Annotated in this window: 23 protein-coding genes and 2 tRNA genes; 8 read left to right on the top strand and 17 right to left on the bottom strand. The window is 62.2% G+C overall.

Going from position 1 to position 20,596, the window contains the following annotated elements; all coding sequences use genetic code 11:
- Positions 1–101: 101 nt before the first annotated feature.
- Positions 102–905, top strand: a complete 804-nt coding sequence (locus BRPE64_RS05480; RefSeq protein ID WP_044041986.1) for an IclR family transcriptional regulator — start codon at positions 102–104, stop codon at positions 903–905.
- A gap of 75 nt (positions 906–980) precedes the next feature.
- Positions 981–1,904, top strand: coding sequence for a LysR family transcriptional regulator (locus BRPE64_RS05475; protein WP_044041984.1), 924 nt, complete (start codon positions 981–983; stop codon positions 1,902–1,904).
- Position 1,905: 1 nt separating this feature from the next.
- Here the strand turns inward: BRPE64_RS05475 and BRPE64_RS05470 are convergent, their stop codons facing one another.
- Positions 1,906–2,319: a DoxX family protein gene (locus BRPE64_RS05470; protein WP_016345043.1), complete on the bottom strand. Its 414-nt coding sequence runs from the start codon at positions 2,317–2,319 to the stop codon at positions 1,906–1,908.
- A gap of 103 nt (positions 2,320–2,422) precedes the next feature.
- On the opposite strand from BRPE64_RS05470, the gene BRPE64_RS05465 reads away from it, so the two are divergent.
- The 5 genes from BRPE64_RS05465 to BRPE64_RS33535 all read left to right on the top strand — a co-directional run bounded on the left by BRPE64_RS05465 (position 2,423) and on the right by BRPE64_RS33535 (position 4,880).
- Entirely contained in the window at positions 2,423–3,322 is a 900-nt protein-coding gene (locus BRPE64_RS05465) for a LysR family transcriptional regulator (protein ID WP_016345042.1), read from the top strand.
- Between the two features lie 155 nt (positions 3,323–3,477).
- The gene (locus BRPE64_RS05460; RefSeq protein WP_016345041.1) at positions 3,478–3,882 is read left to right on the top strand and encodes a hypothetical protein; all 405 of its coding nucleotides are present in this window, start codon (positions 3,478–3,480) and stop codon (positions 3,880–3,882) included.
- 99 nt (positions 3,883–3,981) lie between these two features.
- Positions 3,982–4,058: transfer RNA gene (locus BRPE64_RS05455), tRNA-Pro, on the top strand.
- Positions 4,059–4,145: 87 nt separating this feature from the next.
- On the top strand, positions 4,146–4,400 hold the full coding sequence (locus BRPE64_RS05450; protein WP_016345040.1) for a hypothetical protein: 255 nt from the start codon (positions 4,146–4,148) through the stop codon (positions 4,398–4,400).
- 129 nt (positions 4,401–4,529) lie between these two features.
- Positions 4,530–4,880, top strand: a complete 351-nt coding sequence (locus tag BRPE64_RS33535) for a hypothetical protein (protein WP_044041275.1) — start codon at positions 4,530–4,532, stop codon at positions 4,878–4,880.
- A 3-nt stretch (positions 4,881–4,883) separates the two neighbouring features.
- Here BRPE64_RS33535 and BRPE64_RS05440 read toward each other — a convergent pair whose 3' ends face one another.
- The 15 genes from BRPE64_RS05440 to BRPE64_RS05370 form a co-directional block, all read right to left on the bottom strand.
- The gene (locus tag BRPE64_RS05440) at positions 4,884–5,483 is read right to left on the bottom strand and encodes a short chain dehydrogenase (protein WP_044041980.1); all 600 of its coding nucleotides are present in this window, start codon (positions 5,481–5,483) and stop codon (positions 4,884–4,886) included.
- Positions 5,484–5,673: 190 nt separating this feature from the next.
- Positions 5,674–6,054 carry a MerR family transcriptional regulator gene (locus BRPE64_RS05435; protein ID WP_016345036.1) on the bottom strand — a complete coding sequence of 127 codons (381 nt, stop codon included), beginning with the start codon at positions 6,052–6,054 and terminating at the stop codon, positions 5,674–5,676.
- Positions 6,055–6,164: 110 nt separating this feature from the next.
- Positions 6,165–6,575, bottom strand: a complete 411-nt coding sequence (locus BRPE64_RS05430) for an integration host factor subunit alpha (RefSeq protein ID WP_044041274.1) — start codon at positions 6,573–6,575, stop codon at positions 6,165–6,167.
- A 63-nt stretch (positions 6,576–6,638) separates the two neighbouring features.
- Positions 6,639–9,071, bottom strand: coding sequence for a phenylalanine--tRNA ligase subunit beta (gene pheT, locus BRPE64_RS05425; RefSeq protein ID WP_016345034.1), 2,433 nt, complete (start codon positions 9,069–9,071; stop codon positions 6,639–6,641).
- Positions 9,072–9,149: 78 nt separating this feature from the next.
- Positions 9,150–10,163 (bottom strand): phenylalanine--tRNA ligase subunit alpha, encoded by a 1,014-nt coding sequence (pheS, locus tag BRPE64_RS05420; protein ID WP_016345033.1) that lies wholly within the window; start codon positions 10,161–10,163, stop codon positions 9,150–9,152.
- Positions 10,164–10,357: 194 nt separating this feature from the next.
- Positions 10,358–10,717, bottom strand: coding sequence for a 50S ribosomal protein L20 (rplT, locus tag BRPE64_RS05415; RefSeq protein ID WP_008350196.1), 360 nt, complete (start codon positions 10,715–10,717; stop codon positions 10,358–10,360).
- Between the two features lie 28 nt (positions 10,718–10,745).
- On the bottom strand, positions 10,746–10,943 hold the full coding sequence (gene rpmI, locus BRPE64_RS05410; protein WP_006052501.1) for a 50S ribosomal protein L35: 198 nt from the start codon (positions 10,941–10,943) through the stop codon (positions 10,746–10,748).
- 243 nt (positions 10,944–11,186) lie between these two features.
- A complete protein-coding gene (gene infC, locus BRPE64_RS05405) occupies positions 11,187–11,714 on the bottom strand; it encodes a translation initiation factor IF-3 (protein ID WP_084675722.1) in 528 nt (175 codons plus the stop codon).
- Between the two features lie 47 nt (positions 11,715–11,761).
- Positions 11,762–13,669, bottom strand: a complete 1,908-nt coding sequence (gene thrS, locus BRPE64_RS05400; protein WP_044041272.1) for a threonine--tRNA ligase — start codon at positions 13,667–13,669, stop codon at positions 11,762–11,764.
- Positions 13,670–13,974: 305 nt separating this feature from the next.
- Positions 13,975–14,051, bottom strand: a tRNA-Val gene (locus BRPE64_RS05395).
- A gap of 139 nt (positions 14,052–14,190) precedes the next feature.
- The gene (locus tag BRPE64_RS05390; protein ID WP_016345029.1) at positions 14,191–16,410 is read right to left on the bottom strand and encodes a RelA/SpoT family protein; all 2,220 of its coding nucleotides are present in this window, start codon (positions 16,408–16,410) and stop codon (positions 14,191–14,193) included.
- Between the two features lie 42 nt (positions 16,411–16,452).
- Positions 16,453–16,806 carry a RidA family protein gene (locus tag BRPE64_RS05385; protein ID WP_016345028.1) on the bottom strand — a complete coding sequence of 118 codons (354 nt, stop codon included), beginning with the start codon at positions 16,804–16,806 and terminating at the stop codon, positions 16,453–16,455.
- A 62-nt stretch (positions 16,807–16,868) separates the two neighbouring features.
- A complete protein-coding gene (locus BRPE64_RS05380; protein WP_016345027.1) occupies positions 16,869–17,789 on the bottom strand; it encodes an alpha/beta fold hydrolase in 921 nt (306 codons plus the stop codon).
- Positions 17,790–17,999: 210 nt separating this feature from the next.
- On the bottom strand, positions 18,000–18,641 hold the full coding sequence (locus tag BRPE64_RS05375; protein ID WP_044041271.1) for a CoA transferase subunit B: 642 nt from the start codon (positions 18,639–18,641) through the stop codon (positions 18,000–18,002).
- 2 nt (positions 18,642–18,643) lie between these two features.
- On the bottom strand, positions 18,644–19,348 hold the full coding sequence (locus BRPE64_RS05370) for a CoA transferase subunit A (protein WP_016345025.1): 705 nt from the start codon (positions 19,346–19,348) through the stop codon (positions 18,644–18,646).
- Between the two features lie 246 nt (positions 19,349–19,594).
- Between BRPE64_RS05370 and BRPE64_RS05365 the strand changes: the two genes are divergently transcribed.
- A complete protein-coding gene (locus BRPE64_RS05365; RefSeq protein ID WP_016345024.1) occupies positions 19,595–20,140 on the top strand; it encodes a LuxR C-terminal-related transcriptional regulator in 546 nt (181 codons plus the stop codon).
- 9 nt (positions 20,141–20,149) lie between these two features.
- Here the strand turns inward: BRPE64_RS05365 and BRPE64_RS05360 are convergent, their stop codons facing one another.
- Entirely contained in the window at positions 20,150–20,587 is a 438-nt protein-coding gene (locus BRPE64_RS05360; RefSeq protein ID WP_044041270.1) for an acyl-CoA thioesterase, read from the bottom strand.
- Positions 20,588–20,596: the final 9 nt, after the last annotated feature.

The following is a 20,596-nucleotide window of genomic DNA, read 5'->3' as shown; positions in this document are numbered from 1 at the left end:
CGTGTCAACGAAGCAAGCGCAAACTGCGGGTTTTTACGGACTCCACCGCTTTCGAATTGCCTGTTCGCGCTTTCCCTTTCAGCCTTATGACGAATTCAGCCATGCTCAATCAGGATGCCGAGCCTCAGGATGCGCAGTCGCGTCCGGGCGATGCCTATGTGCAGTCGTTCGCGCGCGGGCTCGCGGTGATTCGCTCGTTCGATGCGAGCCGCCCCGCCCAGACGCTCACGGACGTCGCCGGCGCGACCGGCCTCACGCGCGCGGGCGCGCGCCGGATTCTTCTGACGTTGCAGTCGCTCGGCTATGTCGAGGCGGACGGGCGGCTCTTTCAGCTGACGCCGAAGATTCTCGACCTCGGGTTCGCGTATCTGACTTCGATGCCTTTCTGGAATCTCGCCGAACCGGTAATGGAAGATCTCGTCGCGCAGGTGCACGAAAGTTGCTCGGCGGCTGTGCTGAACGGCGCGGAAATCGTCTACGTGCTGCGCGTGCCGACGCACAAGATCATCACGCAGAATCTGTCGATCGGCAGCCGGCTGCCTGCGTTTTGCACGTCGATGGGCCGGGTGCTGCTCGCCGCACTCGACGACACGCGCCTCGACGAAGCGCTCGACGCAAGTTCGCTCGTCGCGCGCACGCCGCACACCATTGTCGATCGCGCTGCGCTCAAGGAAGCGATCGCCGTCGTGCGTCGCCAGGGCTGGGCAATCGTCGATCAGGAACTGGAAGAAGGGCTGATTTCGATGTCCGCGCCGATTCGCGACCGGCAAGGCCGGGTCATCGCGGCGCTGAACATCAGCGGAAATGCGCAGCGCAAGACCGCAAAGCAGATGGCGAAGGCGTTTCTGGAACCGCTTCAGGAGGCGGCGCAGCGCGTGTCGGATATGGTCGCGCGGCGCGGCTGATCGTGACGCCACATCACGTTGACGGACAAGAACGCGCGCGCGAACATTAATCACAAAACCCTTCGCCACGGTTTCATGAACGACCTCGATCTGAATCTGATTCCGTACCTCGTCGCCATCGAGGAGACGCGCAACGTGAGCCGCGCCGCCGAGCGTCTCGGCGTAAGCCAGCCGCGTGTGTCGACCGCGCTCGCACGGCTGCGCGAGTATTTCAATGACCCGCTGTTCGTACGCACATCGCGCGGTATGGAGCCGACGCCGCGCACCCTCGCGCTCGTGCCCGCCGCGCGTGAGGCACTGGCGCGTATCGAGCGCGGTCTTCTCGACAGGCAGCACTTCGACCCGTCCGCGAGCACCGACATCTTTTCGATCGCGCTATCCGATGTCGGCGAAATCGTGTTTTTGCCGCGCCTGTTGCAGGCGTTCGCCAAGGAAGCGCCGCATGCGAATCTGCGTTCCGTGTCGGCGTCGCATGGCAATGTGGAGCGCGGGCTCGAAGCCGGCGAGATCGATCTCGCCGTCGGCTATTTCCCCGATTTGCGCGGCAACAACTTCTTCCAGCAACGGCTTTTTTCGCACCGCTTCATTTGCCTGATGCGGCGCGATCATCCCTACGCGAACGAGCCGCTCACGCTCGAACGCTTTCTCGAATGCGGCCACGCCGTTGTGCGCGCCGAAGGCCGTAGCCAGGAAGTGCTGGAGAACTATCTCGATCGCGAGCGCGTGCGGCGCCGCGCGGTGCTGGAAACGCCGCATTTCATGAGTCTGCCGTTCATTCTGTCGCGTACCGATCTGATTGCGACGGTGCCGCATGCGATCGGCTTCGCGTACGTCGCCGAGCATGCGTCGATCACGCTTGCAGAGCCACCGCTCGCGCTGCCGCGCTTCGATCTGAAGCAGCACTGGCATCGCAAGTTTCACAACGATACGCGCACAGTGTGGCTGCGCGGCATTGTGGCGTCGTTATTCAACGACGAGCTCGATGAATGGCCGAAGTGACTCAACGGCGCGCGTCGAGACTCCACGCGCCCGAGCCCGCCGCCGCGATGAACAGATACACGAACGACAGCAGCACGGCCGGTTCGCCCTGATTCAGGAGCGGCAGGAAGACATGTCCCTGCGACGCGTGGCCGATGAAATAAGCAAACGTTAGTTCGCCCGACAACACGAACGCCGCGGCGCGCGCAAAGAAGCCGACGAGCACGAGCACGCCGCCGACGAGTTCGATGATCCCGGCCGCGCCGAGCAGCGAGAACAGCGGCAAGCCGTCGAACATGGCGATGTGGGGCACATGGAACAGCTTCGCGCTCGCGTGCGTCAGCAGCAGATACGACGCGACGATACGCAACAGCGCCTGTGCGTATGGCGCCAGCGCGGGCACGCTGGGCGCGGCGGAACGAATGTGAGCGGACATCGCGAACTCCTTCGGAAATGGGATTGAGGCCAGTCTAGGCAGACATCGCCCGTCGATAAATCCGGCTAACATTGGCGTTTTATTTCCCAACAGGAAATGATCGATGGATGCACTGACCAGCCTGCGCGTGTTTCGCGAGGTCGTCGAAGCCGGCAGTTTCGTCAAGGCCGCCGAGCGGCTCGACATCTCGACCGCGATGACGAGCAAGCACGTCGCCAATCTCGAACGCCAGCTGGGCGTGCGGCTCCTGAACCGGACCACGCGCCATTTGAGCCTCACCGAAGCCGGCAGCGTGTACTACGAGCAGTGCAGCGAGGCGCTCGACATTCTTCAGGCCGCCGAGTCCGCCGTCGGCGTGCAGACCGCGCAGCCGCAGGGCGTGCTCAAGGTGACCGCGCCCGGCTGGTTCGCGAACCGCAAATTTGCCGATCTGCTCGTCGCGTATCAGGCTCGCTATCCCGGCGTGCTGGTCGATTTGCGGCTGGAAAATCGCTTCGTCGATCTGGTCGAGGAAGGCTACGACATGGCGTTGCGCGCGACGTCCGAGCCGTCGCCGTCGCTGATCGTGCGGCCGCTGTGCAAGATGCCCTTCGTGCTCGCGGGATCGCGCGCGTATCTGGAGCTGCACGGCAACCTGCAGCATCCGGACGACGTCGCGCGGCATCGCATGGTCCTGCCGACCTATACGAACATCGATACGGTGACGCTGACGGGTCCGGGCGGCGCGTTCACGGTAAGGAACCACGCCGTTCTGAAAACCAACGATACGTCGATGGCGCTGCAACTCGTGCGCGCCGGACTCGGGCTGGCGTATTTTCCGGCGTGGATCGTCGAACCGGAGCTGGCGTCCGGCTCGCTCGTGCGCGTGCTGCCGGACTACGCGGCCTTCGCGCCGCCCGTGTACGCGGTCTATACGAGCCGCAAGTACATGACGACCAAGGTGCGTACGTTCATCGACTTCCTGTCGGAATCGCTATCGGAATCGCGTTCCGAGTCGCAATAGGTACCATCGATATGATTAGGAATACTCTTATTCTTGCGAAGTCTAACGCATGCAATCATCGCGTCCGCTCCTGGACCAGGCGCTCGTGATGCGACAGATTGTCACCGCGCGTGCCACCGGGAACATTCCCGTCATTCGCACGCGAGGGTTGCGATATGTATTCTTTCTGGCTTCCGCTGGCATTCAGTCTGAGCCTGCTCGGCCTGACGCTTTTCATTTGCCGCACGATCAATGCAGCGCATCGCACGTTGCGATGGAACGGCGCGCTGTTCTTTTTCGTCCTCTGCACCATCGCGATGGTGCTGGATTTCATGCTGACGATGGTCTTTGCTTCGGCGGGTCTCGACGAACGCACGCCGTATGACAGCTTTGCCTCGCGTGCGGCCTGGAGCGAGCGGATTCTGACGTATCTGATTCCGTGTGCGCTGTCTGTCTTCCTGGCGTGGCGATTTCGCAGACGTCAGCGTCAGGCGCTCGATCGGAAACGCAGCCCGCGCAGCCGCAACGATTCCGTGCAGATTCAGACCTCGCCGTACTCGCAATCCAAGTTGCCGCTCTGAGGCCGCTCAGGCCGCAACAAGTGAATTTGCTGAGCGGAACTGCGAAATGCATCGCAGCAGTTCTACTATTCGTTTCTCTTTGATATACTTTCGTTCTTTCGGGGCGTAGCGCAGCCTGGTAGCGTACCTGCATGGGGTGCAGGTGGTCGGAGGTTCAAATCCTCTCGCCCCGACCAAAATCAAAAAGGCTCTCCGGCTTCTGGCCCGAGAGCCTTTTTCTTTTGTCTTTCAGAGACCGTCCCTGATGACGGCGAGCAAAAACAATGGCCTATAACAAGCTCAACAACCCGCGCGCGTTCCCAGGCAATAGCAACTACGGAATGTCGCTGAGAGATTACTTCGCCGGACAAGCCCTCGCCGGCGACATGGCAGACGATGCACTGCCGAGCAACGCGTCCGCCGCCCTGCTCGAAGAACGCGCCCAGCTTTACTACCGATTGGCCGATGCCATGCTCCGCGTTCGCGCCGAAGAAGAAGCTATCTCGAGCACCACCGCGATGATGGGCCTGAACCTGTAGGACCGCGATTTTTCAGGGCGCCGCGGTACGCTGCCGGATGGGTTTATTCAGACATGAAACCCAAAAAAACGCTTGTATGTCAGTGATTTAAGCTCTAGTCTTAACGCGACACATCAGAATCGGCGCCCAATGCCTTTGACCGTCATTCCGCCCTCGTTGCCGAGGCGCATCTGCACCGATCGAATCTGTTCGCCCTTGCGCGCTGAAGTGGCAAGATGGTTCGAATCGACAAGCCGCGCGCGCGTCACCCGTTTCGGGCGTATCTATCCCGGCGGCAGCCGGTATGTCTGCGTGAGTGCGTCGAAGCCGGGCGCGCGGTTCGCGCTGTACTTCTTCCATCACGGCGCCGGCGACTGGCGCATCTATCCGCCCTGGGGCGTCGGGCCGAGCATCGTCTACTGGTCGGTCGACGTGAAGGCGGCGGCCAGCACCGCAACCGCCCGCCCGAAGCGCCGACTTCGCGCCGCGATCAAGTCTTAGTTCTTAGCTCTTGGCTGCGAGCAGCGTCTGTCCGGTAATCGGCTCGTCGATCGCGCGCTTGTAGACGCGAGCTACGTCCGCCGCCGCGATGCCTTGCGACGGGTCCTGGCCCATCGACTGCAGCGTCTCGGCGACCCAACCCGGGCTCACCACGTTCACGCGCAGCTTGCCCTCAAGCTCCAGCGCAGCCACGCGCGCGAAGCCTTCGACGCCCGCGTTCACGATGCTCACCGCCGCACCGCCCACCATCGCTTGCTGGGCCAGTGTGCCGCTCGTCAACGTGACGGACCCGCCTTCATCGACATGACCGACCGCGCAGCGCACGAGATTCACCTGCCCCATCAGCTTGTTCGCAAGACTGAATGCATAGTCGTCGTCGCCGAGCGAATCGAGCGGCGCGAACTTCGCCGCCCCGCCGACGCACACGACCGCGCCGACCTTTCCTGCCTCGCCGAACATCGCGACGATGCTCGCCTTGTCCGACAAATCGACGGACACGTCTGAGCCCTTGCGGCTCGCGGTGATCACTTCATGTTGCGGTTCGAGAATGCGTTTGATCTCCGTGCCCAACAAGCCGGTTGCGCCAACGAGCAGCACTCGCATAAGCCCTCCTGAATCGACATGACATGAACGCGTCGGCGTAACCAGCGCGATGACGAGAACGAGCAAGCCGTTATCGTACTGCCGCCCGGCGCGGCATGCAGCGCGCCCACGAGCGAGCGACGCAGCGGGCCAAAAAAATGCCGCGACGAAGCGCGGCATGGGGGAATGCATGATGAGATGCGTGAGCGGTTTATCCGCCCAGCAGGTCGATAACCTGGAGAATCTCTCTGCGCAGTTGATCGACATCGACGCCCGGTTGGGCCTGCGGTGTAGCCTGCAACTCCGCTGTCTCGGCTTCGTCGGCGCTTGCGCGCCCTTGCGAGTCGAGCCGGTTGCGCGCGCCGTTGATCGTGAAGCCCTGTTCGTACAGCAACTCGCGGATACGCCGGATCAGCAGGACCTCGTGATGCTGATAGTAGCGGCGATTGCCCCGCCGCTTCACCGGCCTCAGTTGCGTGAACTCCTGTTCCCAATAACGCAGCACGTGAGGCTTGACGCCGCACAGCTCGCTGACTTCGCCAATCGTGAAATAACGTTTGGCCGGGATCGGAGGCAAGACGACTTTTTCCATCGTCGATCAACCATCGTGGTTATTCGTGATTATGGATGTCGATTGAAGCGCGGCGGTCAAAGCGGCAAGCGCGGACATGCCGCGCCAGTACAGATCAGCGGATCGACCGCTCAGCGTGCGAGATCCGTTTCCGCTCCCGTTTCGACCAGCGCCTTCAACTTCTGACTTGCGTGAAACGTGACGACCCGCCGCGCGGCAATGGGAATGGCCTCGCCCGTCTTCGGGTTGCGGCCCGGACGCTGAGGCTTGTCGCGCAACTGAAAATTGCCGAAGCCGGAAAGCTTGACGCTCTCGCCGCTCTCGAGCGCGTCGCGAATGACTTCGAAGAAAGCTTCGACCATGTCTTTCGCCTCGCGCTTGTTCAGACCGACGTGATCGAACAGCATCTCGGCCAGTTCAGCCTTGGTGAGCGTCGGCGTGTCACCGGACGCGCCGCCGTTCGAAGTCGTGGTATCTCGGGTCATGGCGCTGCGCTGCGCCGAAAGAAGGGCTTCGAAATCACTCGAGTTCATTTGGTTCATATCAGTAAAACGGCGCCAACACGTTTGAGACTTGGCGATTAAGCCGGACGGGCCAATTGCAGGCTATCCGCGCAACCGCGCGCCGTGTACTCGAGCCAGGCGATCCACCAGCGTTTTGATGGCCGTATCGACCGTTTCGTCCTGAAGCGTGCCGCCAGTATCTTGCAACGTTACACGGAAGGCAAGACTTTTCTCATGCGCCCCCAACCCACCGGAAGTATTTGATTTTGGACGAAATTCGTCGAAAAGCGCAACCCTCGTGACGTGCTTGCAAGCCGGTTCCGAGCGGGCGTTTTCGAGCTCGTCAAGCAGTGCCTGAACCGGCACGTCTTGATCTACGACAACCGCAATATCGCGCCGCACGGGCGGGAATTTCGACACTTCAGCGGGCGTCGGCAGAGCGCGATCCATCAGCGCTTCAGCTTCGATTTCGAAGAGAATCGGCGCGTTCGGCAGGTCATATTTTTGCAGCCAGCGCGGATGTAGTTCGCCGATCCAGCCGGCCGCGCGCCCCGCCACTTCGATGCGCGCGCTGCGTCCCGGGTGCAGCGCCGGATGCTCCGCCTTCACGAAGCGCGGCACGACCGGCGCGAACAGCGCTTCGACATCACCCTTCACGTCGAAGAAGTCGACGTTGCGCGACGCCGCGCCCCACTGCTCCTCGACCGCCGGGCCGTACGCGAGGCCGCCGATCATCTTCGGCTGCGCGAAGCCTTCAACGGTCAGTTCGCCCGCCTTCACGGAAGGATCGCGATGGAACACGCGGCCCGCCTCGAACACGCGAATGCGATCGGCGCGGCGATTCAGGTTGTAGCGCAGCACTTCGATCAGGCTGCCGAACGTAGTCGTGCGCATGACCGACAACTGGCTCGCGATCGGATTGAGCAGGCGGATCGGATTGTCGTTGCCGGCAAGATCCTGCTCCCATTCGGCATCGACGAAACTGAAGTTCACCGTCTCCGAGTAATCGCGCGCGGCGACCGCGTGGCGCAGCGCATGGACCGAACGCTTCGTCTCGTTCGTGATCCGCATTTCGCTGCGCGCGACCGGCGGACGCGCCGGAATCTTCTCGAAGCCATAAATGCGCGCGACTTCCTCGATCAGATCTTCCTCGATCTCGATATCGAAGCGATACGCGGGCGGCGTGACCTTGAAGATGTCGCCGTCGCGCCCGAACGCGAGGTTCAGGCGCGTGAAAATCTGAGCGATCTCGTCCGCGCCGATGTCCACGCCGATGATGCGATTTGCCCGCGACACGCGCATCGACACCGGACGGCGCTCCGGCACATTGACGATTTGATCGTCGACCGGGCCTGCCTCGCCGCCGCAAATATCGAGAATGAGGCGCGAGATACGCTCGACGTGCTCGACGGTCGTCGAGAAATCGACGCCGCGCTCGAAGCGATGCGCCGCATCGGTCGAGAAGTTGTACTTGCGCGCGCGGCCGCGGATCGCGTCCGGCCACCAGAACGCGGCTTCGAGATAAATGTTGGTGGTGTCGAGCGACACAGCCGTGCTGTCGCCGCCCATGATGCCGGCGAGGCTTTCGACATGACGGTCATCGGCGATCACGCCGACGCTTTCGTCCAGCTCGACGGTGTTACCGTTCAAGAGCTTGAGCGACTCACCCTTCTTGCCCCAGCGCACTTCGATCGCGCCGTGGATCTTGTCGAGGTCGAACACGTGCGACGGACGGCCCAGTTCGAGCATCACGTAATTCGAGATGTCGACGAGCGCGGAAATGCTGCGCTGGCCCGCGCGTTCGAGCCGCTCGACCATCCACTGCGGCGTCTTCGCGTGCGCGTTCACGCCGCGAATCACGCGGCCCGAGAAGCGGCCGCAGAGGTCGGGCGCGAGAATCTTCACGGGCAGCTTTTCGTCAAGCTTCGCCACGACTGCCGGCATGTCCAGCGTCTTGAGCGGTGCGCCGGTGATCGCCGCAGTTTCGCGCGCGACGCCGAACACCGACAGGCAATCCGCCTTGTTCGGCGTGAGCTTGATCTCGAAGACGGTGTCGTCGAGATTGAGCGCTTCGCGGATGTCCTGACCGACCTTCGCGTCCGGCGACAGAATCAGAAGACCGCTGTGATCTTCCGACAACTTCAGTTCGCGCGCCGAGCACAGCATGCCCTGGCTGTCGATGCCGCGCAGCTTGGTCGGCTTGATGGCGAACGGCTCGCCGCCCGTTTCAGCCGGCGGCAGCACCGCGCCGATCAGCGCGACCGGCACCTTGATGCCCGGCGCCACGTTCGGCGCGCCGCACACGATGTTCAGCTGCTCGCCCGTGCCGGCATCGACCTGACACACGTTGAGCTTGTCGGCGTTGGGATGCCGCGCGACTTCGAGCACCTGCCCGACCACGATCTTCGTCGTCGGCGGGGCGACCGGGCGCAGGTCTTCGACTTCGAGGCCGGCCATCGTCAATGCGTGCGCGAGCTCGTCCGTGGAGAGCTTGGGATCGACGAAGCTGCGGAGCCAGGATTCAGGGAATTGCATGTGTGTCTACGTTCGAAATGTGTGGAGTCTCTCGTCCGGTGCCTTCGCTGCCAGCCGGACGACGCGGCGCTGCGTGCTTCAGGCGAACTGGCGCAGGAAACGCAGATCGTTCTCGAAGAACAGACGCAGGTCCTGCACGCCGTAGCGCAACATCGTCAGGCGCTCGAGGCCGCTGCCGAACGCAAAGCCGATATAGCGCTCCGGATCGAGACCCATGTTGCGAATGACGGTCGGATGCACCTGACCCGAGCCGGAGATTTCCAGCCATTTGCCCGCGTTCTTGCCGTGCTCGAACATCATGTCGATCTCGGCCGACGGCTCCGTGAACGGAAAGTACGACGGACGGAAGCGTACGAGAATGTCGTCGCGCTCGAAAAACTTCTTCAGAAAATCGGTGTAGACGCCCTTCAGATCCGCGAAGCTGATGTTCTCTTCGATCCACAGGCCTTCGACCTGATTGAACATCGGCGAATGGGTGGCGTCGCTGTCCACGCGATACGTGCGGCCCGGCACGATCACCTTGATCGGCGGCTTGTTCATGCGCGCGTAGCGCACCTGCATCGGGCTCGTGTGCGTGCGAAGCAGCAGCGGACGGCCTTCGGCGTCGTGGCCGTCGACATAGAACGTGTCCTGCATCGAACGCGCCGGATGGTTCTCCGGGCTGTTCAACGCGGTGAAGTTGTACCAGTCGGTTTCGATTTCGGGACCGTCCGCGACGTCGAAGCCGATGGTGCGGAAGACCTGCTCGACGCGCTCCCACGTGTGCATCACCGGATGCAGCGTACCCGCGCCCGCGCCGCGGCCAGGCAAGGTGACATCGATGGCTTCGGCGGCAAGGCGCTGGTTCAGAAGCGCATCCGCGAGCGCCTGACGGCGTGCGTTCAACGCGGCTTCGACTTGCTGCTTCGCCTGATTGATGCGCGCGCCTTCGGTTTTCTTCGCGTCCGGATCGAGCTTGCCCAAACCCTTGAGCAACTCGGTCAGCGCGCCGGATTTGCCAAGGAACCGCGCTTTCTCGTTTTCGAGCGTGGTGGCATCGGTGGCGTGTTCAAAGGCGCTTTTCGCGTCGGCGACAATCTGGTCCAGATCCATTGATCCCATCTTCTCTACGTCGAAATTCAAACTGAGGTTCGGTTTTGCTCATCCACGCTTCGTGTCGCGCATGCGATGTGCAAAACCGTCCGACCAACAAAAACGGGGCTCGGTGAGAGCCCCGTTTTCTGCCTTTGCGCCGCCGTCAACAACCCGGCGACGAAGAGGCGAACCACGCAGTACTAATTTCGCAATTAGGCTGCAACGGCGGCTTTCACCTGCTTCACGATCGCAGCAAAAGCAGCCTTGTCGAACACAGCCATGTCAGCCAGCACCTTGCGGTCGAGTTCGATCGAAGCCTTCTTCAGGCCGTTGATGAACACGCTGTAGGTCATGTCGTGCTGACGCACCGCTGCATTGATACGCGTGATCCACAGTGCGCGGAACACACGCTTCTTGTTGCGGCGATCGCGATAGGCGTACTGCCCTGCGCGCATGACCGCCTGCTTGGCGATGCGATAGACGTTATTGCGACGGCCGCGGTAACCCTTGGCCAGACGAATGATCTTCTTGTGACGGGCCCGTGCGGTAACCCCACGTTTTACTCGAGGCATGTTGCTCTCCTTGGAGTGTTAGTTGAGGTTAGGCGAACGGCAGCATTGCGCGGACGGAGTTCAGATCGGAATCATGAACTGCCGTCGAGCCACGCAGATGGCGTTTGTTCTTGGTGGTTTTCTTGGTAAGAATGTGGCGCTTGAACGCTTGACCGCGCTTGACGGTACCGCCCGGACGCACCACGAAGCGCTTCGCAGCGCTCTTCTTGGTCTTCATCTTCGGCATGAAACTACTCCAGTTTATTAGATGGTCATGGGTGTGCGGCCGATCCTCTGATAACACTTCGGATCCTTGCCCGCCCTTCGAAACCCACGCTCCACTTATGTGCAAACGGTCCTCGAGGAACCGCTGCCTTTCATGAGCGACGCCGCCTGAGCGACGCCACCCCGAAACTTCCGGCAGTACCGCGCCAGCCGCCTTGCGACGGCGCGCGATCCACTGCCTTGTTCACTGCATTACCGCTTATGCTTACTTAGCCTTCTTCTTGGGCGCGAGCACCATGATCATCTGGCGTCCTTCCATCTTCGGCATTTGCTCGACCTGACCGTATTCGTCCAGATCCGTCTTCAGACGTTCGAGCATCCGCATGCCGATTTCCTGGTGCGCCATTTCGCGACCACGGAAACGCAACGTGATTTTCGTCTTGTCGCCGTCTTCGAGGAAGCGCGTGAGGTTGCGCAGCTTGACGTTGTAATCACCGTCATCCGTGCCGGGGCGGAATTTGACTTCCTTCACCTGCACGATCTTCTGCTTGAGCTTCGCCTCGTGCTGCTTCTTCGCTTCCGAGTACTTGAACTTGCCGTAGTCCATCAGACGGCAGACAGGCGGAACCGCCTGCGGCGCGATTTCGACCAGATCGACGTCGTTCTGCTCAGAAAGGCGGAACGCCTCGGCCAGTTTCACGATTCCGAGCGGCTCGTTGTCCACTCCGACCAAGCGCACTTCCGGTGCAGTAATTTCACCGTTGATGCGATGTGACGACTTATCAGTAGCGATGTTACGTTTCCTCTAAAAATGAAAAAACAAGCCGCGCTGCGAGTGACTTACTTGAACGCCCGCACTTCCTGCTGCAGACGCTCCAGAAATGCGTCGACGGGCATCACGCCGAGATCGACACCGCCACGAGCACGCACGGCCACGGTTTGTGCATCACGCTCTTTGTCGCCGACGACCAGCAAATACGGCACCTTTTGCAGCGTGTGCTCGCGTATTTTATAGCTAATCTTCTCGTTGCGCAAATCGCACTCAACTCTAAGCCCTTGTTTTTGCAACGATTGGGCCAAATTCGCCGCGTATTCGGCCTGACTTTCAGCAATATTGAGCACAACGGCCTGGATCGGCGCGAGCCACGGCGGCATTGCACCGGCATGGTGCTCGATCAGAATGCCGAGAAAACGCTCCATCGAGCCGACGATGGCGCGGTGAAGCATCACCGGCCGGCGGCGGCTGTTGTCTTCCGCGACATACTCCGCGCCGAGCCGCTCCGGCAGCACCATGTCGAGCTGCAGCGTACCGCATTGCCACGACCGGCCGAGCGCGTCCTTGATGTGGTACTCGATCTTCGGACCGTAGAACGCGCCTTCGCCCGCAAGTTCTTCCCACTGCAGCCCGCAGGCGGTCAGCGCTTCGCGCAGTCCCTGCTCCGCGCGATCCCAGGTTTCGTCGGTACCGGCGCGCTGCTCCGGACGCAGCGACAGCTTGATGTCGATGTGATCGAAGCCGAAATCCTTGTACACGCTCATCGCGAGCGTATTGAACGCGATCGATTCCGCGATGAACTGGTCTTCGGTGCAGAAAATGTGAGCATCGTCCTGGACGAAGCCGCGCACGCGCATCAGACCGTGCAGCGCACCCGACGGCTCGTTGCGATGGCACGAACCGAATTCGGCATAGCGCAGCGGCAGATCGCGGTACGAGCGCAAGCCGTGATTGAACACCTGCACGTGACCCGGGCAGTTCATCGGCTTGATGGCGTAGTCGCGCTTTTCCGACTCGGTCGTGAACATATTTTCACGATAATTCTGCCAGTGGCCCGACGCTTCCCAGAGCGAGCGATCCATGACCATCGGGGTCTTGATCTCGAGATAGCCGGCCTCGTTCACGCGACGGCGCATGTACTGCTCGACCTGCTGCCACAGCGACCAGCCCTTCGGATGCCAGAACACCATGCCCGGCGCTTCGTCCTGCAAATGGAACAGGTCGAGTTGCTTGCCGAGCTTGCGGTGGTCGCGCTTCTCAGCTTCCTCGAGCATGTGCAGGTACGCGTCCTGGTCTTCCTTCTTGGTCCAGGCGGTGCCGTAGATGCGCTGCAGTTGTTCGTTCTTCGAGTCGCCGCGCCAGTACGCGCCCGCGACCTTCATCAGCTTGAAGACCTTCAGCTTGCCGGTAGACGGCACGTGCGGACCGCGGCACAGGTCGACGAAATTGCCGTGACCATAGAGCCTGATTTCGTCGCTTTCCGGAATCGACGCGATGATTTCGGCCTTGTAGTTCTCGCCGATGCTCTTGAAATACTCGACCGCCTCGTCGCGCGACACCACGCGGCGCGACACCGGCTCGTCTTTCTTGGCGAGCTCCTGCATGCGCTTCTCGATCTTCTCGAGATCTTCGGGGGTGAAGGGGCGGCTGTACGAGAAATCGTAGTAGAAGCCGTTATCGATCACCGGTCCGATGGTCACCTGTGCTTCGGGAAACAGATCCTTCACCGCGTAGGCCAGCAAGTGCGCGGTCGAGTGGCGCACGACATCGACGCCTTCCGGGTCCTTGTCAGTGACGATGGCAAGCGACGAATCACGATCGATCACGAACGAGGTATCGACCAGTTCGCCGTTGAGCTTGCCGGCGAGCGCCGCCTTGGCGAGGCCCGCGCCGATCGATGCCGCGACTTCCGCGACGGTCACCGGGTGGTCGTATTGACGGACCGACCCATCAGGCAAACGTACCGATACCATTTCGTTCTCCAGGACGCCGGCGCACGCCGGGCGAATTCGATTAAGCATTGCCCCGCTGTTTCCGTTTCCGAAAAACCGAAGGGACAAAAAAAATGCGGCCCCGCTATCGAGGGGCCGCATTCACTTTTCACACATACCGCGAAACAATTTGGCAGAAGGCGAATTGGGTCCTCGACTAGCGTCGCTCCGAAGTTGTTTCGGTCAACGTTCGACGGGCCATTATGTATGCCTTCCGTGCCTTTTGCGCAAAGCGCTTGTTGCGGTTGAAATTCAGCGAATCTAGACCCACTGAATTTCGTTTTCGTTGGTAGGCTCGATTGGACTCGAACCAACGACCCCCACCATGTCAAGGTGGTGCTCTAACCAGCTGAGCTACGAGCCTGAAAGAAGTGAGATTATATGGAGCGTTTCGAAACTTGGCAAGTGTTTGTCTGCGGAAAACGCAAATTTATTCGTTGATCCAATCAACTTCGCGGGAAATACGCTTCGCCATCAACGCGTTAGACGGGAACTCGATGAAGTCAGGTACGCCGCGATGCGCGGATCACGCCCGGCACTTCACCGAGCAGCGTGCACGCGCGCTGAATTTGCGCGGCATTCGATACTTCCACGGTGAACTGCATATACGCGATGTTCCTGCGGCTCTGGCTCTTCACGCCGACGACGTTGATCTTCTCGCGCGCGAAAACTTCGGAGATATCGCGCAGCAGACCCTGCCGGTCCGCCGATTCGACCGAAAGATCCACCGGATACACCGACGACCCCCGTCCGTTCATCACCTCCGCGGACCAGGTCGTGTGCAGTACACGCTCGGGCGCGCGCTGAGCCATGCGCTTGAACGTCGCGCAATCGGTGCGGTGAATCGACATGCCTTTGCCCCGCGTGACGAATCCGGCAATTGCATCGGGCGGCGCGGGGCGGCAGCAGCGCGCGAGTTGCGTGAGCAGCGCGTCCACGCCGACCACGAGCACGCCCGTCGACGCACCATGCGCGACGCTCTGCCCGCTGCTGCGCTTCTCGAACTGCTCGGGCGCCTCCGGTTCGGGCTCCGGCGGCGGCGTATCGGAGAGCGCCTGCTCGATATTGCGCAGACTGAACTCTTCCTTCGCGACGACCGCGTAAAGATCCTCCGGCGTCTTGAAGCCGAGCTTCACCGCAAGTTGTTCCAGGCTGACCGAGGTCTTGCCCTCGCGCTGCAAGGTCTTTTCGACGAGCGCCCGGCCTGCCGCGATATTCTCGGCGGCGTCGGCGGCGAGGAACCACGAGCGCACCTTCTGCCGCGCCCGCGCGCTGTGCAGATAGCCGAGTTGCGGATTGAGCCAGTCGCGCGACGGCCCGCCCTCCTTCACCGCGACGATCTCGACCGTCTGGCCGTTCTGCAGCGGCGTGTTGAGCGGCACCATTGCGCCGTCGACGCGCGCGCCGCGGCAACGATGCCCAAGCTCGCTGTGCAGGTGATACGCGAAATCGACCGCGGTCGCGCCTTGCGGCAACGCAATCACGCGCGCCTGTGGCGTGAGCACGTAGATATGGTCGTCGTCGAGCGTGGCGTCGCGCAGTTGCTGCCAGCCCGGCCCCTCGCCTTCGACATCGTCCTTCCATGCGAGAAGCTGGCGCAGCCACGCAATTTTCTCGTCGTATTTCTCGCTCGCGGTCACTTGTCCCGCGTAGCCGCGCACGCCCGCTTCCTTGTAGCGCCAGTGGGCCGCGACGCCGTATTCGGCGAACTGATGCATCTCCCACGTGCGAATTTGCACTTCGAACGCGCGCCCGTCGTCGCCGATCACGACCGTATGCAGCGACTTGTAGCCGTTGGGCTTGGGGCGTGAAATGTAGTCGTCGAATTCGCGCGGCACCGGCTGCCACAGGTTGTGCACGATGCCGAGCACGGTGTAGCAGTCCTTGATATCGCCCACAATCACGCGAAACGCGCGCACGTCGTTCAGCTCGGCGAAGTCGAGATGCTTGCCACGCATCTTCTTCCAGATGCTGTAGATGTGCTTCGGCCGACCGCTCACTTCCGCCTTGATGTGCGCGGTGTCGAGCTCCGTCTGCAGGCGCGCGATCGCCTCTCTCACATAGGTTTCGCGCTCGACGCGTTTCTCGTCCAGCAGCTTGGCGATGCGCTTGTACGTGACGGGGTCTTCGAAGCGGAACGACAGATCTTCCAGTTCCCACTTCAATTGCCAGATGCCGAGACGGTTCGCGAGCGGCGCGTAAATTTCGAGCGTCTCGCGCGGCACGTCCGGCGACGGATCGAGCTTGTGCGCGGCGTGATAGCGCAGCGTCTGAACCCGCGACGCAAGCCGGATGAGCACCACGCGGATGTCCTGCGCGAACGCGAGCAGCATCTTGCGCAACGATTCCACCTGCGCACGGCGTGCGGCCTGCGCATCGCGCGTGTCAGGGAACTCCAGCAGCGTCGCGCGCGAGCTGACCGAACCCAGCCGCAACAGCTTGCGCACGTCGCCGACGAGCCGCTGCACTTCGGGACCGAAGCGCTCGGCGATCACCTTGTCAGGATCGTCCAGATGCGGCGCCAGCGCGAAGAGCGCCGCCGCGGCGACCGCGTACGAATCGACGTTCAACGTCAGCATGATGCGCGCAGTGCCGCTGGCGTGATCGGCCAGCAGTTCGCCGTTCGAGAGCCGTGCGTCCTTCGCGTGCTCGCGCACGAACGCGAGCGCGTCGTCGATGGACGGCTCGGGCAGCGTTTCGGCGGGAACGACGGTCTCGGTCATGCGGATGATGCGACTACGGTCGACACTGAACTCAACGATGCATCAGCTGCGCTGGGCTGCGATCACCACGATTTCGACCAGACAAGCCGGATTCGCGAGCTTCGACTCGACCGTGGCGCGGGGCGGCGTGTTGCCTTGCGCGACCCACGAATCCCACACGGCGTTCATGCCGGCGAAATGCACCATGTCGGAGATATAGATCTGCACCGTCAGCAGGTGCGCCTTGTCGCTGTTCGCTTCCTCGAGCAAGCGGTCGATGTGGCCGAGCACTTCGCGCGTCTGGCCGGTGATGTCCTGGTCGGTGTCCTCGGCGATCTGGCCGGCGAGATATACCGTGCCGTTGTGAATCGCGGTCTCGGACAAGCGCGGGCCGACGTGATGACGAATGACTGCCATTGTGTGTTCCTGATCAGTAACCATGAAAAAACCGACGAAAACATCGGTTGCTCAACCCGATATTATGCCCCGCTGCCTCGATTTTCGAGAAAGAACTCCCGGGCGACGGCGATTTGATCGTCCGCGAGAAACGCCGGCGCGTGGCCCACGCCCGCAATTTCGGCGCTCGTCACCGCCTGACCTTTTTCGACCATTTGCGCGACCGTCTCGCGGCTCAGCAAGTCGGACGTCTCGCCGCGCACGACCAGCACCGGCGTTCTGATCGACGCCAGCGAATGCCACAGGAACGCCTCGCCGGCGGCGTTCTGCTCGTCGGTCGCCGCCGTGAAAGGCGTTGCGATGCCCGGGTCGTAGCGAAAGCCCCACGCGCCGTCACGTTCATGCAGAAGCGGCGCGTTGATGTCCGTCCACTCTTCGTGCGTCAACGGCCCGAACGATGCCGCGAGCGCCGCCGCATGACGCACGCCTTCGTCGAGCGAAGCGAAGCGCGCGGGCTTGCCGAGATATTCGCCGATACGCTGGAGCGCGATCGGTTCGATGTGCGGCCCGACATCGTTGAGCAGTATCTTGCGAATCGGCGTGTTGGGCAGGCCGGCGAGCGCCATGCCGATGAGCCCGCCCATCGACGTGCCGAACCAGTCCACCGTCTCCACGTTCAGACGCGCAATCAGCGTGACCATGTCGGCGACGTATTGCGGCACGCCGTAGTAGCGCGAATCGGCGAGCCAGTCAGAGAGACCGCGCCCGACCACGTCCGGACACACGACGCGATAGTCATGCGCGAACGCCCGCGCGAGCTTGTCGAAGTCGCGGCCCGAGCGGGTCAGGCCATGCACGCAAAGCAACACGCGCGGGTTCGCCGGATCGCCCCATTCCGTGTAGGCCATGCGATGCAGGCCCGCGGGGCTCGCGCATTGCACGAAGCGCTGGCGCGGGTCGCTCAGGTCTGACTGGACTGCTTCGACGACGATGGGTGCGGTCATGGGAGGTTCCCTGTGGCAAGTGTCCGATCGATTGTAAAGCGCCTCGCGCCGGATCGAGCAGGCGTTGGCCGAACGGCCGATCCCACTCCGCGCGACGCAAGTGCGGCCATGCGCGCAAAAAACAAAGCGGGCGACGCCTCAAAGCCTCGCCCGCCCTGCTTCACGTCTGCGCCGCAGCGGCGCTCGCGTTGATCGCTTGTTAATCCCGCGTCACTTCACGCCGCTGACATCGAGCGGCGCGCCCGTCTTCTGCTGGATTTCCTCGGCCGTCACGCCGTCCGCCAGCTCGACGAGCTTGAGCCCCTTGTCGGTGACGTCGATCACGCCGAGGTCCGTGATGATGCGATCCACGACGCCCACGCCCGTCAACGGCAGCGTGCACGCGTCGAGAATCTTGTGCTGGTCGCCCTTGGCCACATGCTCCATCAGCACGACGACCTTCTTCACGCCGGCGACCAGATCCATCGCGCCGCCCATGCCCTTGATCATCTTGCCGGGGATCATCCAGTTGGCGAGGTCGCCCGTCTTGCTGATCTGCATGGCGCCCAGGATCGCCAGGTTGATGTGGCCGCCGCGGATCATCGCGAACGAATCCGCCGACGAAAAGATCGACGAGCCCGGCAATGTGGTCACGGTCTGCTTGCCGGCGTTGATGAGATCGGCGTCCACTTCGTCTTCATACGGCGACGGGCCGATGCCGAGCAAGCCGTTTTCCGACTGCAGCCACACTTCCATGCCGTCCGGCACATGATTGGCGACGAGCGTCGGCAAGCCGATGCCGAGGTTCACATAGAAGCCGTCCTGCAGTTCCTGCGCCGCGCGCGCGGCCATCTGGTCACGAGTCCAAGCCATGATTACTCTCCTTTCGCGCGGACGATGCGTTGTTCGATACGCTTTTCGGGGTTCGCATTCAGCACGAGGCGCTGCACGAAGATGCCGGGCGTGTGGATATGGTCCGGATCGAGCTCGCCCACTTCGACGATCTCTTCCACTTCGGCGACGGTGATCTTGCCGGCCATCGCGCACATCGGGTTGAAATTGCGCGCGGTGCGGCGATAGATCAGATTGCCGGACTTGTCCGCCTTCCACGCCTTCACGATACCGACGTCCGCGGTCAGCGAATGTTCGAGCACGTAATGGTTCTCGCCGAACTGGCGGGTTTCCTTGCCGTCGGCGATCACCGTGCCGAAGCCGGTATTGGTGAAGAACGCCGGGATGCCCGCGCCGCCCGCGCGCAGCTTTTCGGCGAGCGTGCCTTGCGGCGTGAATTCGAGCTCCAGTTCGCCGGCGAGATATTGCCGTTCGAACTCCTTGTTCTCGCCGACGTACGACGAGATCATTTTCTTGATCTGGCGCGTTTCGAGCAGCAGACCGAGGCCGAAGCCATCGACGCCCGCGTTGTTGCTGATGCAGGTGATGTCCTTCACGCCCGTGTCGCGCAGCGCGGCGATAAGCGCCTCGGGAATGCCGCACAGCCCGAAACCGCCGACGGCGAACGTCTGCCCGTCCTTGACGATGTCCTCGAGCGCCGCTTTCGCGCTGGGATAGACCTTGTTCATCTATGTGTCCCTTCCATGTGATTTATCAACCGAACTCGTAACTGAGAACTGGCTCTTTGGAGCCGCCGCGGCGCTGTCCTGCGGACGTCGGGCGGGCTTTTGGCGTGCCAAAAGAGTACGCTGCGCGGGCGATCCGGCACAATACGCAAAAATACATAAGTCATTGCCCGCGCATGTTTGGTTCCCGGCGGCATCAGCCGCCAAGCATCAGACGCCAAACACCAGCGCCCGGGCGCCCGATCGCTCATGCGTGCACTGGATTATCAAACTGCGTTTCATCTCGCGCCTGTCGGGCTCGTGCTTTCGCGCGAGCGCATTATCGAGGACTGCAACGAGCAGCTCTGCGCGATCTTCGGCTTTGCCCGCGAGGCGCTCATCGGCAAGTCGTTCGAGGTGCTGTATCCGTCGCCGGACGAGTTCGCGCGCATCGGCGAGCGCATCGCCGCGCATATCAGCCGCGAAGGCACCTACAGCGACGACCGCATCATGAAGCGCGGCAACGGCGAACTGTTCTGGTGTCACGTGACCGGCCGCGCGCTCGACCGCGCGACGCCCCACGCGGCGGGCGTCTGGACCTTCGAGGACCTGAGCGCGACACGGCGCGTGGCGATCGAACTGACGCCGCGCGAGCGCGAAATCGCCGCGCAGCTCGTGACCGGCAAGACGAGCAAGCAGATCGGCCGCGTGCTCGACATCAGCCCGCGCACCGTCGACATCTACCGCGCGAGGCTCATGCGAAAGTACGACACGGGCAACGCCACCGAGTTGCTGCAACGCCTGCTCGGCACCTGACGTGCCCGCTTACAGTGCGACGGGCGCGCCCGTCTCGATGGTCTGCCGCAGCATATCGGGAATCGGCACCGACTTGGCCGCCGCATAGTCGATCCACACGATCTTGGCCGCGCCGCGCGCGTACAGCACGCCGGGCGCATCGGCGCGGAACAGCTCGAAGCGCGTGTCGAAGCTGCTGCGCCCCGGCCTCGCGACGGACATCCGGCCAATGACGTCGCCGGGATAGTGAAGCTGCTTGAGAAACTCCATCGACGCATTCACGATCACCGGACCCTGCCCCTCGCCGTTGCCGCCCGCAATGCCGATTCGCTCGAACCAGGAAATCCGCACCTGCTCCATGAAGCGGAAATACACGGTGTTGTTGACGTGGCCGAAGGCATCCATGTCGCCCCAGCGGATCGGCATGGACAGTTCGAAGACGGTATGAAAATCGCTCTCGGTGGTCATGTGGTACGT

It is taken from the genome of Caballeronia insecticola (assembly GCF_000402035.1).
Lineage (GTDB): Bacteria > Pseudomonadota > Gammaproteobacteria > Burkholderiales > Burkholderiaceae > Caballeronia > Caballeronia insecticola.
This window is presented reverse-complemented; position numbering and strand designations above follow the sequence as displayed.